Origin of the sequence: Akkermansia massiliensis (assembly GCF_018847375.1) — a bacterium.
GTDB classification, from domain to species: domain Bacteria; phylum Verrucomicrobiota; class Verrucomicrobiia; order Verrucomicrobiales; family Akkermansiaceae; genus Akkermansia; species Akkermansia massiliensis.
In genome coordinates this window covers 478575-495158 of sequence record NZ_CP072036.1, presented here as the reverse complement: position 1 = coordinate 495158, position 16584 = coordinate 478575, and the positions used below count along the sequence as shown (strand labels likewise).

Sequence of the window (16584 nt, the reverse complement as noted above, 5' to 3'; positions counted from 1 at the left end):
GTGCGCGGTCCGCATGGCAGATTTTTTTGTTTCCCGTTCTTGACAGGATTTTTTTGGTTCCTATGATGCGGATGCCCGTTGCGTTTTACGGACACCCCCGCCATACATGATTCTTTTTATCATCTTCGTTATTCTTTTCCTGATTCTGGTCAACGCCTTTTACGTTGCCGCAGAATTCGCAGCGGTGAGCGTGCGCCGCAACATGATCCGGGAGATGGCGGAAGGCGGCAGCAAGGTGGCTGCCCATTTGCTGAGGATTTTGGAAAACACGAAGGAACTGGACCGCTACATTGCGGCCTGCCAGTTCGGCATTACCATTTCCAGCCTGATTCTGGGTGCGTACGGCCAGGTGGAACTGTCCGCCTACCTGCTCCCCCTGTTTGAACGGTTTGGCGGCATGGATTCCGTGATGGCCAATTCCGTAGCCGCCATTGTAGTGCTGGTCGTCCTGACGGTCCTGCAGGTGATTCTGGGGGAACTGATGCCCAAGTCCCTGGCGCTGCAGTTTCCCAAGCAGGCGGCCCTGTACACGTATTACCCCATGCGCTGGACGCTGACCTTCTTCGCATGGTTCATTGACTTCCTGAACGGAAGCGGTCTTCTGCTGCTTAAACTGTTCCGTCTGCCCCCCGGAGGCCACCAGCACATCCACTCCCAGCAGGAGATCAACATGCTGCTGGATGAAAGCCACCAGGGCGGCATGCTGGAGGAGGATGAACATGAACGGCTGCACAGCGCGCTTTCCCTGGCGGAACGTACGGTGGAGCAGATCATGATTCCCCGTTTCCAGCTCGTCTGCCTGGATGTGGACGCTACCCAGGAGGATATTCTGAACATGATTGCGGACAGGCCCCATACCCATATTCCGGTGTATGAAGGAAACCGGGAGGCCGTCATCGGCATGCTGCACATCAAGGACATGGTGGCCGCGTATGCGGAAAAGGGTGTTTTGCCTCCCCTGCGCTCCATGCTGCGGCAGGTGCCGTGCGTGATGGAGATGCAGACGGTGGAGATGCTGATGTCCCGTCTGCGGGAGGACAAGGCCAAGGAAGCCTTTGTGCTGGATGAATACGGCAAGTTCGTGGGGCTGGTGACGCTGGAACGGTTGCTGGGTGAAATGGTGGGGGATATTGATGAGGAATTCATCCGCTCCGGGGAAAAGGTGGAATACCTGCCGGACGGTTCCGTGCGCATTCCCGGCATGATGCGCGCCCATAAGGCGGAATGCCTGGTGCCCTTCCTGATGAACGGCGCCACCACAGTGGGCGGCTGCGTGATCAAGCACATGTCCTGCATTCCGAAGGAGGGGGACCGCCTGATTATTGCGGGGCGCGTGCTGGTGGTGGAAAAGATGGACCACAACCGCGTTTCCTCCATCCTTCTGTTGCCTCCGGAGAAAAAGGAGGATGAACCTGCCATGGAAAGCGGGGTGGAATCATGATGACGATTTTTATTATTCTGCTGCTGATTGTACTGAACGGCCTGTTTGTGGCCGCGGAATTTGCGCTGCTTGGCGCGCCCCGCGCGGCTCTTGAGCAAATGGGGGCGTCCGGCAACATGGTGGCGCGCCGTGTTTCCCAGATATTGAAAACGCCCCGTTTGCAGGACCGCTACATTGCCACGGCCCAGCTCGGCATCACATTCGCCAGTCTGGGGCTGGGCATGTACGGGGAGCATGCCGTGGCCGGATGGCTCCACGAATGGCTGGCCCAGTACGGCTGGGCCTCCTGGCTGGTGGCGCATGGCGCAGCCAGCGTTCTGTCCGTAGCGGTGCTGACGTACCTGCACATCGTGCTCGGGGAAATGGTGCCCAAGGCTCTTTCCCTCCAGTACGCCACGAAGCTCTGCCTCATCATTACGATGCCCATGTACGTGATTCAGCTCTGCCTGTATCCGCTGGTGGTGGGCATGAACACCCTGGGCAACTTCTTCCTGAGGCTGCTGGGCGTGGACAGGAATGAATCCAAATCCCATTACCATTCTGCGGAAGAACTTCAGTACATCATTGAGGAAAGCCATGAAAACGGCGCCCTGCCGCAGGAATCCGGCCGCATCATGGACGGCCTGTTTGACCTGGAAGACCTGTATGTTCACCAGGTCATGACTCCGCGCGTCAGGATAGACGCCATTCCGGAAAGAGCTGGGCATGAGCAGATAAGGGAAATCGTGCGCCGCACCCGCCGTACCCGCTACCCTGTCTACCGCGGGGACCTGGACCACGTGGTGGGCATGGTGCATGCCCGTGACCTGTTCCGCATCATGCTGCGCGGGAAGGCCCTGACGTCCGAATACATCCACGCCATTCCCAAGGTGCCCAAGACGGTGAAGTTTGACAACGTGGTGGAGATCATGAGGAAGGACAATGTGCGCCTTGCCATCATTCTGGACGAGCATGGGGGAACCTCCGGCCTGCTGACCCTGACGGACGTGTTTTCCGAGGTGATGGGCTGGGACCGCGGCCGCATCAGAGTATTGACAGACCTGCCGCGGGACGCGGTGGGCTTCTCCTGCGACGTGTCCGGACTCGCCCGTATTGAGGAGCTGGGGGAAGCCATGGACATGGACTTGCAGAGTGAAGAAATCGATACTGTGGGCGGCCTGATTCTCAATCTGCTGGAAGCTCCGGCGGAGGAAGGGGACACTGTGGGCTACCGCGGCCTGGAATTCAAGGTGACCCGGACGGAGAACGGCGGTGTGGAACGCTGCACCGTAACCCGGATTACTCCACTGATGCGGGAGGAAGCTCTGGAAGAAGAGGAATAATCCGCGGGGCTCAGGCGGGAATGCGCCGGAACCGCGTTGCTTTGTGCAAAAGTTCCTTGGTGGAGCGCGTATGATATGGCAGAATATTTTCCGTCATGTCCCAACCTGAGTCCGCCGATGCTTCCATGAAACGCCCCTCCATGAAAAAGTGGGTTGTTCTCCTTGTTGTTCTTGGGGCGCTGATCGGGGTAGGCACGATGATGAAGGCATGGATGGACCGGCGTTCCGGCGCGGAGGCCCAGCCCGCCGTTTTCTCAGGCGGCAGCGAGCACTGGGACCAGAATGAAGTTCCCATCTCCATGCAGTGCGGGGCTTGCCATGAAAAGGAATTCCGGCAGTGGGCCGGATCGGATCACGCCTGGGCGTTCCGCAAGCTGGGGGACCAGTGGGAATCTGAGGCGTTCCATAACATGAAGCTGAACGCCCACGGCAGCATTCTTCAATTCTCCACAAATGCAGAGGGGCGCATGGTGCATGACGGCCAGTCCTCAACCTCCTGGCGCGCGGACTGGGCCACGGGGAGAATCCCCCTGGTGCAGTACCTGGTTCCCGCCAAGGACGGCGGTTATCATACCCTGAGCGCCGCGTGGGACGTGAACCGCAAGGAATGGTTTGATATCTTTGGCAAGGATGCCCGGCAACCAGGGGACTGGGGGCACTGGACGGGCCGCGGCATGAACTGGAACACGCAGTGCGCGTGGTGCCACATGTCCCTGTTCCATAAAAATTATGATCCGGTCAAGGACCGCTATGCCTCCACCTGGACGGAACCCGGCGTGACTTGCATCCAGTGCCACGGCCCCTTGCTGGACAAGCCGGAGGAGGGGACGGGATGCATGATTTCCACCAGGGACAAGCTGACGCCGCAGCAGATTCACGACAACTGCGCTTCCTGCCACGCCCGGCGGGATGAATTCGATCACGATTTTGCCGTTGGCGACCGTTTTGACAACCATTTCCAGCTCGTGCTTCCCGTACAGCCCGGCGTTTTCTGGCCCAACGGCATGCAGAGGGATGAGGATTATTGCGAAACCGGGCTGCGCCTGAGCCGCATGGGCAAGGCGGGCGTCACCTGTCTGGACTGCCATGACCCGCATACGGGAACGCTGAAACTTCCGCAGGAGGATAACACGCTCTGCCTGCGGTGCCACGGCACCGGGGAGGCGGTAAACGGCGTAAAAGCCCCCGTCATTGACATGGCCAGGCATACGCCGTGTCCGCAGTCCAGCATGGGCGCCCGCTGTGTGGAATGCCACATGCCGGAAAGCCTGTACATGGCCCGCGATCCGCGCAGGGATCATTCCTTCAATTCTCCCGATCCCCTCCTGAGCGTGGAGCTGGGCATTCCGAATGCCTGTACCATGTGCCACCGGGAAAAGAGTAATGAATGGGCCGCGCAAGCGGTGGAAAAATATTACGGGGCCAAGCCCAAGATGGCGCAGTACAGGGACCGTACCCGGGCCGTGCAGCGTGCCTATGAAGGGCGGGAGGATGTGCTGCCCCTCCTGATGGAATGCTTCAAAAGGGAGGAAGTGGGCGCATGGCGCGCGACGCTGCTGGATCTGATGGATGCCTGGGCGCATGAACCTGCCGTTCAGGAGCTGGCTGCAGCGGCGGTCAAGGATCCGGACTCCCTGACGCGCGCCGCCGCCGCCAAGGTGATGGGCCGTGCGGGCAATCCCGCCGCGGGCAAACTGCTCAATGATCCCTTCAAGGTAGTGCGCCTGCAGGCGGAGTGGGCCCTCCGGGATTCCCTGCCGCCGGACAGCCCCGGCATGAAGGAGCTGACCGCCGCCGCCCTGCACCAGGCGGACCAGCCGTCCGGGGCGATGAAGCTGGCCCAGATAGCCATCAGCCGCAAGGATGCGAAGGCGGCAGAACAGTGGTTTGCCAAGGCTTTGAAATGGGATGCCACCTCTTCCGTGGTGCACCGGGATTATGCCGTTTTCCTGGCCTCCCAGGGCCGCAGCGGGGAGGCGGTGGGCCAGATGAGGGAGGCCGTGCGGCTGGCTCCGAAGGATGCCAATCTGTGGTATCTGCTGGGCCTGGGCCAGATTGAAAACAACGATGAGCCGGGCGCGCTGGAATCCTTTAATGAAGCTCTGAAAATAGAACCCTCCTTCATCCGTGCCCTGTTCAACCGCGCCCTGCTGAATGAAAAGGTGGGACGGCTGGAACAGGCTCTTCAGGACCTGGAAAACTGTTCCTCCCTGGACAAGGAGAATGCGGATATTCCGTTCACGCTGGCGGTGATGCTTTACCGCAACGGACGGTACCGTGACGCCGCCGCCGCCGCCGCGGAAGCCCTGCGCCGCGATCCTGGGCACGCGCAGGCAAGGCAGATTTTGGAATCAGCTTCTCGACATGGAAGGTAAGAAGTAGTATATCAGCGTTATGCGCATGAAATTTTCCCCCTGGCGTATTCTGCTGGTGTCCGCATTCGTAGCGGGTTCCTCCTTCTGTTTTGCGGACGCTCCCGGAGCGTCGGAGGATCCGTCCCTCCGCATTTGGACGAATAAAAGCACGGGCAGTACGGTGGAGGCACGTCCTATTGCCTTGAACATGAAGACCGTCAAGCTGGTAACTACGGCCAAAAAGCCCATCACCATGCCGTTGGAAAAGCTTTCCGAGGAAGACCGCGCGTGGCTGGAGGAACACAAGGAAGTGATAGGCAAGCCTGTTGCGGAATGGTCCTCCGTGCCGTCCGGCCCCGTGGCGGAGGAAATGAAGGGGAAAACCTACATGCTGGAAAACGGCAAGCTTGAAAAGAAGGACGGGAAGCTGAATCCCGGGCATTTCATCCTGTATTTCAGCGCAAGCTGGTGCGGCCCGTGCTGCCGGAATGCGCCCCACAGCGTGGAGGCCTACAACAAGGCGGTGAAGGACAACCCGGATGTGGAAGTGATCATGTGCAATCTGGACCAGAACCTGGAAGCCGCCCAGAAATGGGCCGCCGCCAACAACATGCCCTGGCCCATCCTGCTGAGGCAGGATTTGACGGAGCTTGCCAAGAAGGTGGCTCCGCGCGGCATCCCTACGATGATTCTGGTGGATAAGGACGGCAAGCCCATCCAGTCTTCCCAGGACATGGAACAGTTGGTGAAAGCCGCTGGTTCAAGCCGTTCCTCCCGCTAAGCGGCAGCACCGTTTGATCTTTTGAAACGATGGCTTCCATCCGCAAATCCCAGTCGGACCGCTCTGCGGAAACCAGCGGTAAAATTCTCCGTGCCGCGCAGAAACTTTTTGCCCTCAGGGGATTTGACGGAGTGACCATGAGGGCGATTGCCTCTGAAGCAGGGGTGAATCTGGCCTCCATTGTTTACTACTTTGAAAACAAGGAAGGACTGTACCTGGCCGTTTTCAGGCAATATGCGGAACCCCTGATGGAGGAGCGCATGAAAATGCTGAAAGAAGCGGACCTTCATCCGTCCCTCAGGGCGTATGCCCGTGCCTTCATTGAGCCCGCTTTCCGTTTGCTGCTGGATAAAAATCTGGGCGGTCCGGATCACGCGCGCCTGCTGTGGCGGCTGCCCCAGGAACCGGAATACCTGGGAAGGAAGATTTACGATGAATTCTATGCTCCGCTCATCCGGGAGATGACGTTGAGGGTTCGCCGATTCTGCCCATGGGACGATGAGCTCTCCATATCCTGGCACATACATATCATGAGTTCCATTTTCCATGCCACGCTGGGGAAATACGTCACACGGCTGGAACTTCATGACAAGGAGCCGTGGATGAAGGATCAGGACCGCATCCTGCAAATGATTGTAGATACGGCGGTCCTGCTGATTTCCCGTCCGGCTCTTTCTCCGGAGGTAGAGGAAAGACAGGGGTAACCGCGGAAGTGGAATGCAATACCCGGGAAGGCGCGTCTTTCCTCACGCTTCTCCCAGTCTTTTTCTAAGCGCCGCGACCGTTTCCGTTATATCCGGGTGTGTAAGCAGCCAGGAAACGATGACGACCCTGCTTGCTCCCGCCTCCAGAACGGAGGGCAGCGTGTTTCCATTAATGCCTCCGATGCAGAAGACGGGAAACTCTTCCGGCAATTGCCGCCGCACGCCTGCAATGTCTTCCAGGCCGATCGCCGGCCTTCCCGGCTTGGTGCCCGTGGGAAACAAGGGGCCGAATCCGATGTAGTCCGCCTGCTCCCGGAACGCGCCCAGAGCCTGTTCCGGGCTGTGCGTGGAACGCCCGATGATGGCGTTCGCCCCCAGCATGGCCCGCACGGGAGCCAGTTCCCCGTCGTCCTGGCCCAGATGGACGCCGTCCGCCCCTGTGCCCAGGGCAATTTCAGGATAGTCGTTGATGATGAAAAGACAGCCGTATTCGCGGCACAGCGGGGCAAGCCGGCTACCCATGCGCGCGATATGTTCCGGATCATGGTTTTTCGCCCTGAGCTGGAGAATGCCCAGACCGCCCACCAGCAATTTTTCCGTAACGGAGATTAATTGATGTTCAGCGGTATATCCCATATCCGCGATGCCGTATAGCCGGCAGGATGAGAGGCGTTCCTTCCTGTTCATGGCAGGGAATTGTACCGGATAAAATCATCCCGGCAAGACGCTTCCCATTCTTGACCCTAAAGGAGGGTGTGATACACTCCCCGCATCGTGTCACCCGCCTTATATTCCGCCGCTAAAAGTGTACTGTTCCAGATGAATCCGGAAACCGCCCACAAAGTGACCTTGTGGGGGCTGCGCCTGGCAGAAAAGATGCGCGTACTGCCCCTTCTGATGGGGGAGGTTCCTTCCGACCCCGTGGAAATCCTGGGGATGAAATTCCCCAACCGTGTGGGTCTCGCCGCCGGAATGGACAAGGAGGCGGATACGGTGAACGCCTTCGGCCAGGCCGGGTTCGGCTTTGTGGAAGTAGGCACGCTGACGCCGCGGCCGCAGCCGGGCAATGACAAACCCCGCCTGTTCCGCCTGATTCCTCAGCAGGCCATTATCAACCGGATGGGATTCAACAATGAAGGCATTGCCGCCGGAGTGGAGAACATCCGCTCCGCCACCCGTTTTCATGGCGTCCTGGGCGTTAACATCGGAAAAAACAAGGTGACGCCCAATGAAGATGCGGCCCAGGACTACCTGACCTGCCTGCGTGCGGCATGGCCCGTGGCGGATTACATTGCCATCAACTTCTCTTCTCCCAACACGCCCGGACTGCGCGACCTTCAGGCGGCTGAACCCGCCGCGCGCCTGCTGGCATCCCTGAAATCGGAGCAGTCCAACCTGGCTGTGGAAACCGGACGCAATGTGCCCATTTTCATGAAGGTGGCGCCGGATGTGACGGATGAGCAAATTGCGGAACTCAGCCGCGTTTTCCTGGATGAAGGTTTGGACGGCCTCATTGCCACGAACACCACGCTTTCCCGGGCCGGGGTGGAAGCCAGCCCGCGCCGTGAAGAAGCCGGCGGCCTGTCCGGCGCGCCGTTGACGGCGCGGTCTACGGAAGTTATTGGAGCGTTCGCCTCCGAATTGAAGGGGCGCATCCCGATCATTGGCGTAGGCGGCATCATGAGCGGCGCGGACGCCGTCGCGAAAATCAAGGCCGGGGCCAGCCTGGTGCAACTCTACACAGGGTTCATTTACCGCGGGCCGGACCTCATCCGGGAATGCGTGGAAGCCATGAAGGCTGAATGCCCCGTTAACTCCTGATTCTCCTTATTCACTGCCTACAGGTTTCATTCATGCCCGGTTCCTTCGTACATCTTCACAATCACACGGAATACTCTCTGCTGGACGGCGCAGTCCATATCAAGGACCTCATTGCCGAATGTTCCCGCATGGGAATGCCGGCCGTAGCCATCACGGACCACGGCAATCTCTTCGGGGCCATTGAGCTGGTCATGGAGGCGAACAGCCTTAACAAATCCGTGGCCGCCTGGAACAAGGAACATCCGGAAGGACCGCAGAAGCAGGAGGTGAAGCCCATCTTCGGTTGCGAGGTGTACCTTTCCCCCACGCCCATCGGCGTGAAAAAACAGCTTCCCGGGCGCCGCAAATATACGCACCTGCTTTTGCTGGCGGAAAATGAAACCGGCTGGCAGAACCTGGTCAAGCTGGTATCCCGGTCCCATCTGGAAGGTTTTTATTACAAGCCCCGCGTGGACATGGAAACCCTGCGGGAATTCCATGAAGGTCTTATTTGCTGTACGGCGTGCCTTGCCGGGCCGCTGAACGAATGGCTGCTCAATGACCAGCCTGAAAAGGCGGAGGAAGCCCTCCTGGCGCTGAAGGATATCTTCGGGGACGACAACATTTTTGTGGAGCTTCAGGACCATGGCATGGAGGAGCAGAAAAAATGCCTGCCGGAGCTGGTGCGCATCGCCCGCAAGACCAATACCCCCATTCTAGCTACCAATGACGTGCACTTCCTCCGGAAGGAGGACCACGATATGCACGACGTGCTGATCTGCATCGGCACCAACGAAAAGCTGGCTTCTCCCAAGCGCATGCGCTACTCCACGGAAGTCTACCTGAAATCCCCCGAGGAAATGAGGGAGGTGTTCAGGGACTATCCGGACGCCGTGGAAAACACGCTGAAAATCGCGGAACGGTGCAACGTCACCATCAAGCTGGACTCCGCCAGTACGGAAAAATACCCGGAATTCGGCACTCCGGACGGCTCCACGCGTGAGGATTACCTGCGCAAGGTATGCTATGAAGGACTGGAGGAGCGGTACGGCAAGGAACGCGTGGCTAAGGACAAGGAACTCCGCGACCGCCTGGATTATGAGCTGGGGATTATCAACCAGTTGAAATTCCCCTCCTACTTCCTGATTACGGCGGATTTCATCAACTGGGCGAAGGACCATGACATTCCCGTGGGGCCCGGCCGCGGTTCCGCCGCCGGTTCTCTGGTGGCGTATGCCATGAAGATCACGAACATCGACCCCCTGCGGTTCGGGCTGATCTTTGAACGTTTCCTGAACCCGGAGCGCGTCAGCCCTCCGGATATCGACATTGACTTCTGCCAGACGCGCCGTCCGGAGGTGATTGACTATGTGCGGCAGAAATACGGGGAGCGCGCCGTGTCTCACATCATCACGTACGGCACCATGGGCGCCAAGTCCGTGCTCAGGGACGTGGCCCGCGTGATGGACATGTCCTACGCGGATGGAGACCGCATTTCCAAGCTGATTGAACCCGGTCCCAAGGTAACCCTCCAGTCCAGCTACAAGAGCAGTGAGGAACTGCGGGAGCTGATCGCCTCCGATGAAGGATACGCGGAGCTCTGGGGTTATGCGACGCGCCTGGAAGGGCTGATCCGCAACGTGGGCGTGCACGCGGCGGGCGTCGTGATTGGTGACCGTCCGCTGGACGAGCATGTGGCGCTCACCCGTGACGACCTGTCTGATCCTCATGCAGCCGTCGTCGCCCAGTGCGACATGAGCGCGATTTATGAAGTGGGTCTCTTGAAAATGGACTTCCTGGGTCTGAAAACCCTGACCGTCATGCATGATGCGGAGGAATACGCCCGCTGGCGCGTGCCGGACTTCAAGCTGGATTCCGTGCCCTTGGATGACCGGGAAACGCTGGACCTGCTGAACAGGGGGGACACGATGGGCGTGTTCCAGCTGGAATCCGGCGGCATGGTGGATACCTGCCGGCGCTACGGCATCCAGAAGATTGAAGACATCATTGACTTGCTGGCCCTTTACCGTCCGGGAGCCATGCAGTTCATGGATGAAATGATCGAGGTCAAGAAGGGGCTGCGCCAGGTGGTGTATGAACACCCGCTGCTGGAACAGGTCAGCGGAGAGACCTACGGCGTGATGATTTACCAGGAACAGGTTCAGGCGGCGGCCAAGCTGCTGGCGGGCTACACGCTCGGCGGGGCCGACCTGCTGAGGCGCGCCATGGGCAAGAAGGACCCTGCAAAAATGGCCAAGGAAAAGGCCCACTTCGTGGAAGGGTGCTGGAAAACCAACCAGATTGATGAAAAGACGGCTACGGCCATCTTTGACAAGATTGAGAAATTCGCCGGGTACGGCTTTAACAAATCCCACTCCGCCTGTTACGGCCACATTTCCTACTGGACGGCCTACCTCAAGGCACACTTCCCGGTGGAATTCCTCTGCGGCCTGATGTCCAATGAAGCGAACAACGACAAGATCGGCGTGTTCATTCAGGAAGCCAACCGCATGGGCATTGAAATCCTGCCCCCCAACGTGAACAAATCCATGCTCAAATTCACTCCGGAGGAAACGCCTTCCGGCAAGCTGGCCGTGCGCTACGGACTGGCGGCCATCAAGAATGTGGGGGAAGGAGCCATGCAGATTCTTCTGGAGGAAAGGGAAAGAAACGGGGAATTCACCAGCATGGAGGACATCTGCAACAGGCTGGATTCCAAATCCGTCAACAAGAAGATTCTGGAATCCCTGATTCGCGCGGGAGCGCTGGACTGGACGCTGGAACCGCGCTGCGCCCTGTTTGAGCGGGTGGACCTGGCCCTCAGCGGCGCATCCCAGGTGCACAAGGACAAGGCCCTGGGGCAGGGCGCCCTGTTTGACATGACTTTTGAAGCTCCCAGGGTGAAGGATGAGCCTGCTGTTCTGGAATGGTCCAAGGAGCAGCGCATGGGGGATGAAAAGGACCTGTTGGGCGCCTACTTCTGCGGCCATCCGCTGGACTCCATGCGCGGCGTCATTGATGCGGAAAAATACACCCGCATCGGTCTCATTGACGCGCTGGAGTCGCACGAACTCAAGCAGAAGCACCAGATCGCCGGCATGGTGCGCTCCGTCATCCCCAAGATCAGCAAGGCAGGCAGGAAATTCGCCATCCTCACACTGGAAGATTTTACCGGCAGCATTGAAGTGCTGCTGTGGTCGGATGTCTATGAAAAGGCCCTGGAAATGGAAGGCGGCCTGGAACCGGGCGTCTTCGTCTCCGTGCGCGCCAACATCCGGGAGGATGACCGCACTTCCGCCAAGAGCGTGGCCGCGCAGAGCGTGGACCCGCTGGGAGGCAGGAGGCGCAAGTCCAAGGCCGGGGACCAGGGCCCTCTGAATATCATTGTCAGCCCCCTGCGCCACACGAGGAAAAATCTGGAGCAGATACGGGACATCCTGAAAAGGTACCCCGGTCGTTCCAAGGTCAATCTCACGATCAAGGACAGCCTGGGCCATAGTCAAATACTGGAGCTGGACGAACGGTTCCGCGTGAACCGCTGTCCGGAGCTGGAAACGGAACTTTCCATGTACAACTAGCGCCATGCCGGGAGGAAAACTGCTCTTGCCGGAATCGGAACGGCTGGCATTCCGGGCGTGGGGGGAAAGGGACTGGCCCTTTTTTGCGGCCATGAACGCCAATCCCCGGGTGATGCGTTTCTTCCCCGCCGTCATGACGGAGGAGGAATCCCGCGCCATGTGGAACCGCCTGCGGGCGGAACTGGATGAAAAGGGTTACGGGGTGTACGCCGTAGAGCTGAAATCTTCCGGCTCCCTCATCGGCCTCCTTGGTTTTCATTGGGCGGATTTTAAAGCGGACTTCACGCCCTGTGTGGAAATAGGCTGGCGGCTTGTGCCGGAAGCCTGGGGGCATGGCTACGCCACGGAAGGGGCCAGGGCTTGTTTGGAGCACGGTTTTGCCAGGTTGGGCCTTGACCGGGTGTATTCCTTCACCGCCTGTGTGAATCTTCCTTCCCAGGCCGTGATGCAGCGTGCCGGAATGAGGAAGACGGCGGAATTCAACCATCCCAAAGTAGCTCCGGATTCCGTCCTGTATCCGCATGTGCTGTATGTAAGGGAAGCTTCCCACGCATGATTCCATGACGGGGTTTCCGGTGTAGCCTGCCGGAGGCCGGCCGGTCCATTTTTTTAATTGTTCTGCCTCCTGGAAAGCAACGGACGCGTGCATTTCCGGTGAAATGGCCAGTGCGTTCTTTACGCTTGTTGCTGCCGGTTTCCGGAAAAAATCGAACGGGCTGCAATCCCGGAGGAATGCAGCCCGTTGACTGGGCAGGGGGCGCAGGGCAGCGGAACGTGCCCGCTGCCGTCATGCGCGACTTAGAAGGCGTAGCTTACCCCGGCGTTGACCCGGTGGTAGGTTGACTTGCTCCTGCCTTCGAATTCATAGCCGGCGTAGGCCGTCCATTTGGGGTTGATGACGACGGTGCTGTTGTAATTGACGCGTACGGCGTTCCGGTCCGGGCGGGAACCCCTCGCGGTCCAGCTGAAATCGTTCAGCAGGCGCGTGGCCCTGGTTTCCGGGTTGTCACGCACCACGTCGGGCACGTAGCTTACGGACAGGCTGTTCACCCACAGCACGCCGTTGCTGAATTGCAGGGCCTTGCTGACGCCTACGCCCACGGGCAGGCTCAGGTTCTTCAGATTCCCGCGGTCGAAGTGCCGGGCGTCATATCCCGTTTCCGTGAAGGAATTCTGGTTGACCTGGGTGTACTCGATTCCCAGGAAGGGGGAGAGCGTCCAGCCCTTGTTCAGGCTGTGGTCCCACGTGGCCTGAAGGGTGGCGAAGCCCATTCTGTTCTGCCATTTGCCGTGGGAAGCCCCTCCGTCATAATAGGAGTCCAGCTTGTTGGTTGTCCATCCGAAGCCGGCTGTTCCGCTGATGGTCAGCATGTCCTTGGGGGCAAGCTGCTTTCTCCATGCTCCGTAAAGCAGGGCAACGTAGGAGGTCTGGTCCACTTCGCTGGGCCAGCTGCGGCTCTTGTTGGTGCCGTACAGGTTGCCGAAGGCGGCGCCCAGAATGGTGTTCGGGGTGAACCTGCGGTCCGCACCCACGGCATAGCCGCCACCGTTGTAGTCGTAGCCGTCAATGCCGTCGCGGGTGGCATGGTAGGTGAAGTCTCCCATTCCCTTGATCCAGAAGTTATTCTTCGGACCCATCAGGAACCGGGTGATGCCCACCTGGCCCAGAGCGGCATTGGAAACGGACTTCATGTTGGAAGCGGAGCTCCACATGGAGTTGCCGATGTCCGCCCCGTCCAGTTCCGGGAGAATCTCTTCAATGCCGGCGGTGGGGTTCCAGACGGCGTACAGATGGTCGTTGATTCCGTCTCCGTCCAGGTCTTCCCATTCCTTGGTCCAGTACCCTTCGTAGGTATAGGGGGAGTTGACCGTATTGGTTCCGGTGGCTGTGGAATAGATGTCGTCAAAATCCCCGGAAGTTCCGGGAATGGCCGCTTCCCCGATGGCCATGGCCAGGAAGCGCTGCTTCTCGGCCCATCTCTTGTGGGCGTAATCCTCCAGGGAATCCGCTACTCCCATGGAGCCGCCCATGGTGTGGCTGTTGGCTTGCTCAATGCTGAGTCCGGAGCTGTAATCGTCCATGAAGGGGCGGAAGTCAAAGATGACGCCCTTGCTGATGTCGATCGTGTCCGCATGGAAGGCGGCGCCCCTTCCGGTTCTCAGGGTCACGCCGGATTCAATGGTGATGTTCCTGCTGTTCACGGAACTGTTTCCCGTGATTTCCAGAACGCCCTTATTCACAGTGAAGGATGAGTCTTTGGTGAGGTCCTTGTTGCCGTATGTCACACCGTCTTCCAGAATCAGGGTACCATCGTACAAGGTGGTTTTTCCGCTGACATTGAAGTACTTGGACTCCGCCAGCCGGTTTTGCCAGTCGGCTTCCGTTTCTCCGGCGGCCTGGGTGATCAGCTTGTCCGCCTCCGCTCCGGAAAAGCGGATGGTTCCGGTGAATTCCGGAGCCGTTCCGTTGTAAGGAGTGGTATCCACTCCTTCGGACTTGTTGAAGTCATAGACAATGTTGTCATACTCCGCTCCGTCGCCTTCATTCCGGAAGGGATCGTAGAAGGTGACCGTCCTTCCTTCCTGCGCGCGGAGCACCACGCTGTCCATGGAAGCGCTTCCGTTGGTTCCAAACACCAGGGAGTTCAGAATAGGGTTGGCCCCGCCGCGTTTTTCCGTGTTGCCTTTCACGATGATGTCCCCCTGGTCAGCGGAAAAGACGGCATCCTTGTAATAGAGGAGCATGGCTCCCGCAACACCGTCAACGGAGTTGTTCTCAATGAGCACGCCGCCGCGGTTGTTGATGAACTCCAGGCCGTTGGCCCCCTGAAGTGCTCCAACGTCCCATTTGGCCGAGTTGCCGGAGATGGTGACCTTCCCCGTATTGACGAAGGATGTTTTCCCATCCACCAGGAGGGCGCCATAACCGTAGTCCGTGGATTTGTTGCCGGAAATGGAGATGTCTCCCGTGTTGGCAAAGGACAGGTTCCCGTGGAACTGCCCCACGCCGTAGTGCCAGCCCGCCGTATTATTGTCCATGGAGATGTTTCCGGTCCGGGTGAACGAGGTATTACCGGTCACCTCAATGGCGCCGTTGTACTGGTCCGCGCTGTTTCCGGAAAGGGAAATGTTCCCTGCATCCGTCACGCTGAACGTTCCGTAAAAGCGCAGGGCTCCGTTGGAACCCTTGGTGGAGTTTCCTTCCACGGTGATGTCCCCATTGTTGCTGAACGTGGTATTGCCGAAGACGGCTACACCTCCCATTTGATTGTCCGAGCTGTTTCCTGAAATGGTGATGTTTCCCGTATTGGTGACGTTCCAGTCCTTGCTGATCCAGCCTACGGCATACGTCTTGTCCGCGTGGTTGCCGATGAAGGTGATGGAGCCGATGTTATTGAGGTTGAAGTTTCCGCTGACGCCGAATGCCCCGGCGCTGTTGCTGGCCTGGTTGCCTTCAAAGCGCAGGTCTCCGCCGATGTTGGAGATGTCCAGGTCCTGGCCGCTGTATACTGCGCCGAAGTTGCCGTTCCAGTCGGAGGCCAGTTCCCCGGCGTCCGCCCGGTTGTTCCTGAAAATCACGTCTCCGGTGACGCCGGCTATCTTCATGCCGCCTCCGGTATTATCGTAGCCGTCTACGGCGCCTGCATAAGCGTAAATGGCGCCGGCTATCCATGCGGAATTGTTTTCAAAGGTCATGTTTCCGGTAACGTTCTGGAACGTCAGCGCATATTCCCCGGCGGGAATGTAAGCCTTGGTTGCCGTAGAAGTGGAATCATGCGCGCCTGCATAAATGGCGCCCCCGATGTTGGAGTGGGCGCTCGTGGGCGAGTGTCCGGTGGAGTTTCCGCTGAACAGGATGGACTTGGTATTTTCAAAGTCGATCTTTCCCCACGTGAACAGGGCCCCTCCGAGGGCTTGCCCCTGCTGGCTGTCGTCACCCAGCATGTTGTTGGTGAAGGAAATATTGCCCATGTGGGAGAAGGTGATGTCACCCCTTGCGTTCACGGCGCCCCCGGCATTCGTATCCGCATTCACGATGGATTTGCAGTTGTTGAAGGAAAGGTCGCCCATGTCCGTGAAGGTGAGCGTTTCTCCGCGGATGGCGCCTCCCCCTTCGTTGTCATTGACCCAGCGGTCGCTGTGGATGGAGGAACAATCGTCAAAGCTCATGGACATTCCCGTGCCGGTAAATGTCATGACGGACTCGCTGGCGGGCCGGGTGTGGTCTGCCAGCTGATTGAAGAAGACGCTGCCTGCGAAGACGGTGTCTTCCGTCCGGAATCCGGAAAAGCTCAGGTCCTCCTTCAAGGTGTAAGTGATGCTGTCCTGCGTCTCCTGGCGCGTGACAACGGTGCCCTGATAGAGGTCTTCAGCCTGTTGGGCTGTTCCCGTCTGCGCCAGGGAGGCTGTCATCAGGAGAAGGATGGCGGATACTGCAAATTTTGGTTTCATTAGTATGCGGTAAGGTTCTTTGTTAGGTACCAGACCTGAGCCGTCTTTTGCCCGGGCGCCCGGGTGGGGGCTTTTGCGCGCGCTGGCACCGGTGTCTGGAAACTATAAGAGTCTTTTGAGCGCGTTTTTTCTCAACGGATGTCATGCTGTAC

10 protein-coding genes are annotated in these 16584 nt (G+C 58.8%); 8 read left to right on the top strand and 2 right to left on the bottom strand.

All coding sequences use genetic code 11. The annotated features are described in order from the left end of the window. Positions 1 to 106: 106 nt before the first annotated feature. The 5 genes from J5W70_RS02075 to J5W70_RS02055 all read left to right on the top strand — a co-directional run bounded on the left by J5W70_RS02075 (position 107) and on the right by J5W70_RS02055 (position 6602). On the top strand, positions 107 to 1441 hold the full coding sequence (locus J5W70_RS02075; protein WP_022396570.1) for a hemolysin family protein: 1335 nt from the start codon (positions 107 to 109) through the stop codon (positions 1439 to 1441). Next, entirely contained in the window at positions 1438 to 2763 is a 1326-nt protein-coding gene (locus J5W70_RS02070) for a hemolysin family protein (RefSeq protein WP_102721911.1), read from the top strand. The genes J5W70_RS02075 and J5W70_RS02070 overlap by 4 nt, the downstream gene beginning before the upstream one ends. A gap of 95 nt (positions 2764 to 2858) precedes the next feature. Continuing rightward, on the top strand, positions 2859 to 5138 hold the full coding sequence (locus J5W70_RS02065) for a tetratricopeptide repeat protein (protein WP_215832896.1): 2280 nt from the start codon (positions 2859 to 2861) through the stop codon (positions 5136 to 5138). 19 nt (positions 5139 to 5157) lie between these two features. Further along, complete coding sequence (locus tag J5W70_RS02060) at positions 5158 to 5898, top strand: thioredoxin-like domain-containing protein (protein WP_022396573.1); 741 nt, start codon at positions 5158 to 5160, stop codon at positions 5896 to 5898. 29 nt (positions 5899 to 5927) lie between these two features. Then, on the top strand, positions 5928 to 6602 hold the full coding sequence (locus tag J5W70_RS02055) for a TetR/AcrR family transcriptional regulator (RefSeq protein WP_022396574.1): 675 nt from the start codon (positions 5928 to 5930) through the stop codon (positions 6600 to 6602). Between the two features lie 42 nt (positions 6603 to 6644). Here J5W70_RS02055 and thiE read toward each other — a convergent pair whose 3' ends face one another. Then, a complete protein-coding gene (gene thiE, locus J5W70_RS02050; protein WP_022396575.1) occupies positions 6645 to 7289 on the bottom strand; it encodes a thiamine phosphate synthase in 645 nt (214 codons plus the stop codon). 87 nt (positions 7290 to 7376) lie between these two features. Between thiE and J5W70_RS02045 the strand changes: the two genes are divergently transcribed. The 3 genes from J5W70_RS02045 to J5W70_RS02035 are packed head-to-tail and all read left to right on the top strand — an operon-like array spanning position 7377 to position 12536. Continuing rightward, positions 7377 to 8423, top strand: coding sequence for a quinone-dependent dihydroorotate dehydrogenase (locus J5W70_RS02045; RefSeq protein WP_102721907.1), 1047 nt, complete (start codon positions 7377 to 7379; stop codon positions 8421 to 8423). Between the two features lie 32 nt (positions 8424 to 8455). Further along, the gene (dnaE, locus tag J5W70_RS02040) at positions 8456 to 11980 is read left to right on the top strand and encodes a DNA polymerase III subunit alpha (RefSeq protein WP_022396577.1); all 3525 of its coding nucleotides are present in this window, start codon (positions 8456 to 8458) and stop codon (positions 11978 to 11980) included. A 4-nt stretch (positions 11981 to 11984) separates the two neighbouring features. Continuing rightward, a complete protein-coding gene (locus J5W70_RS02035) occupies positions 11985 to 12536 on the top strand; it encodes a GNAT family N-acetyltransferase (RefSeq protein ID WP_022396578.1) in 552 nt (183 codons plus the stop codon). A 242-nt stretch (positions 12537 to 12778) separates the two neighbouring features. On the opposite strand, the gene J5W70_RS02030 is transcribed toward J5W70_RS02035, so the two are convergent. Next, complete coding sequence (locus J5W70_RS02030) at positions 12779 to 16432, bottom strand: autotransporter outer membrane beta-barrel domain-containing protein (RefSeq protein WP_022396579.1); 3654 nt, start codon at positions 16430 to 16432, stop codon at positions 12779 to 12781. Positions 16433 to 16584 lie beyond the last annotated feature (152 nt).

What these genes read in the sequence shown, in the direction of transcription:
- thiE (WP_022396575.1), bottom strand. Translation starts at nt 7,289, where the DNA reads ATGAACAGGAAGGAACGCCTCTCATCCTGCCGGCTATACGGCATCGCG.
- J5W70_RS02075 (WP_022396570.1), top strand. Translation starts at nt 107, where the DNA reads ATGATTCTTTTTATCATCTTCGTTATTCTTTTCCTGATTCTGGTCAAC.
- J5W70_RS02060 (WP_022396573.1), top strand. Translation starts at nt 5,158, where the DNA reads ATGCGCATGAAATTTTCCCCCTGGCGTATTCTGCTGGTGTCCGCATTC.
- J5W70_RS02070 (WP_102721911.1), top strand. Translation starts at nt 1,438, where the DNA reads ATGATGACGATTTTTATTATTCTGCTGCTGATTGTACTGAACGGCCTG.
- dnaE (WP_022396577.1), top strand. Translation starts at nt 8,456, where the DNA reads ATGCCCGGTTCCTTCGTACATCTTCACAATCACACGGAATACTCTCTG.
- J5W70_RS02065 (WP_215832896.1), top strand. Translation starts at nt 2,859, where the DNA reads ATGTCCCAACCTGAGTCCGCCGATGCTTCCATGAAACGCCCCTCCATG.
- J5W70_RS02035 (WP_022396578.1), top strand. Translation starts at nt 11,985, where the DNA reads ATGCCGGGAGGAAAACTGCTCTTGCCGGAATCGGAACGGCTGGCATTC.
- J5W70_RS02055 (WP_022396574.1), top strand. Translation starts at nt 5,928, where the DNA reads ATGGCTTCCATCCGCAAATCCCAGTCGGACCGCTCTGCGGAAACCAGC.
- J5W70_RS02030 (WP_022396579.1), bottom strand. Translation starts at nt 16,432, where the DNA reads ATGAAACCAAAATTTGCAGTATCCGCCATCCTTCTCCTGATGACAGCC.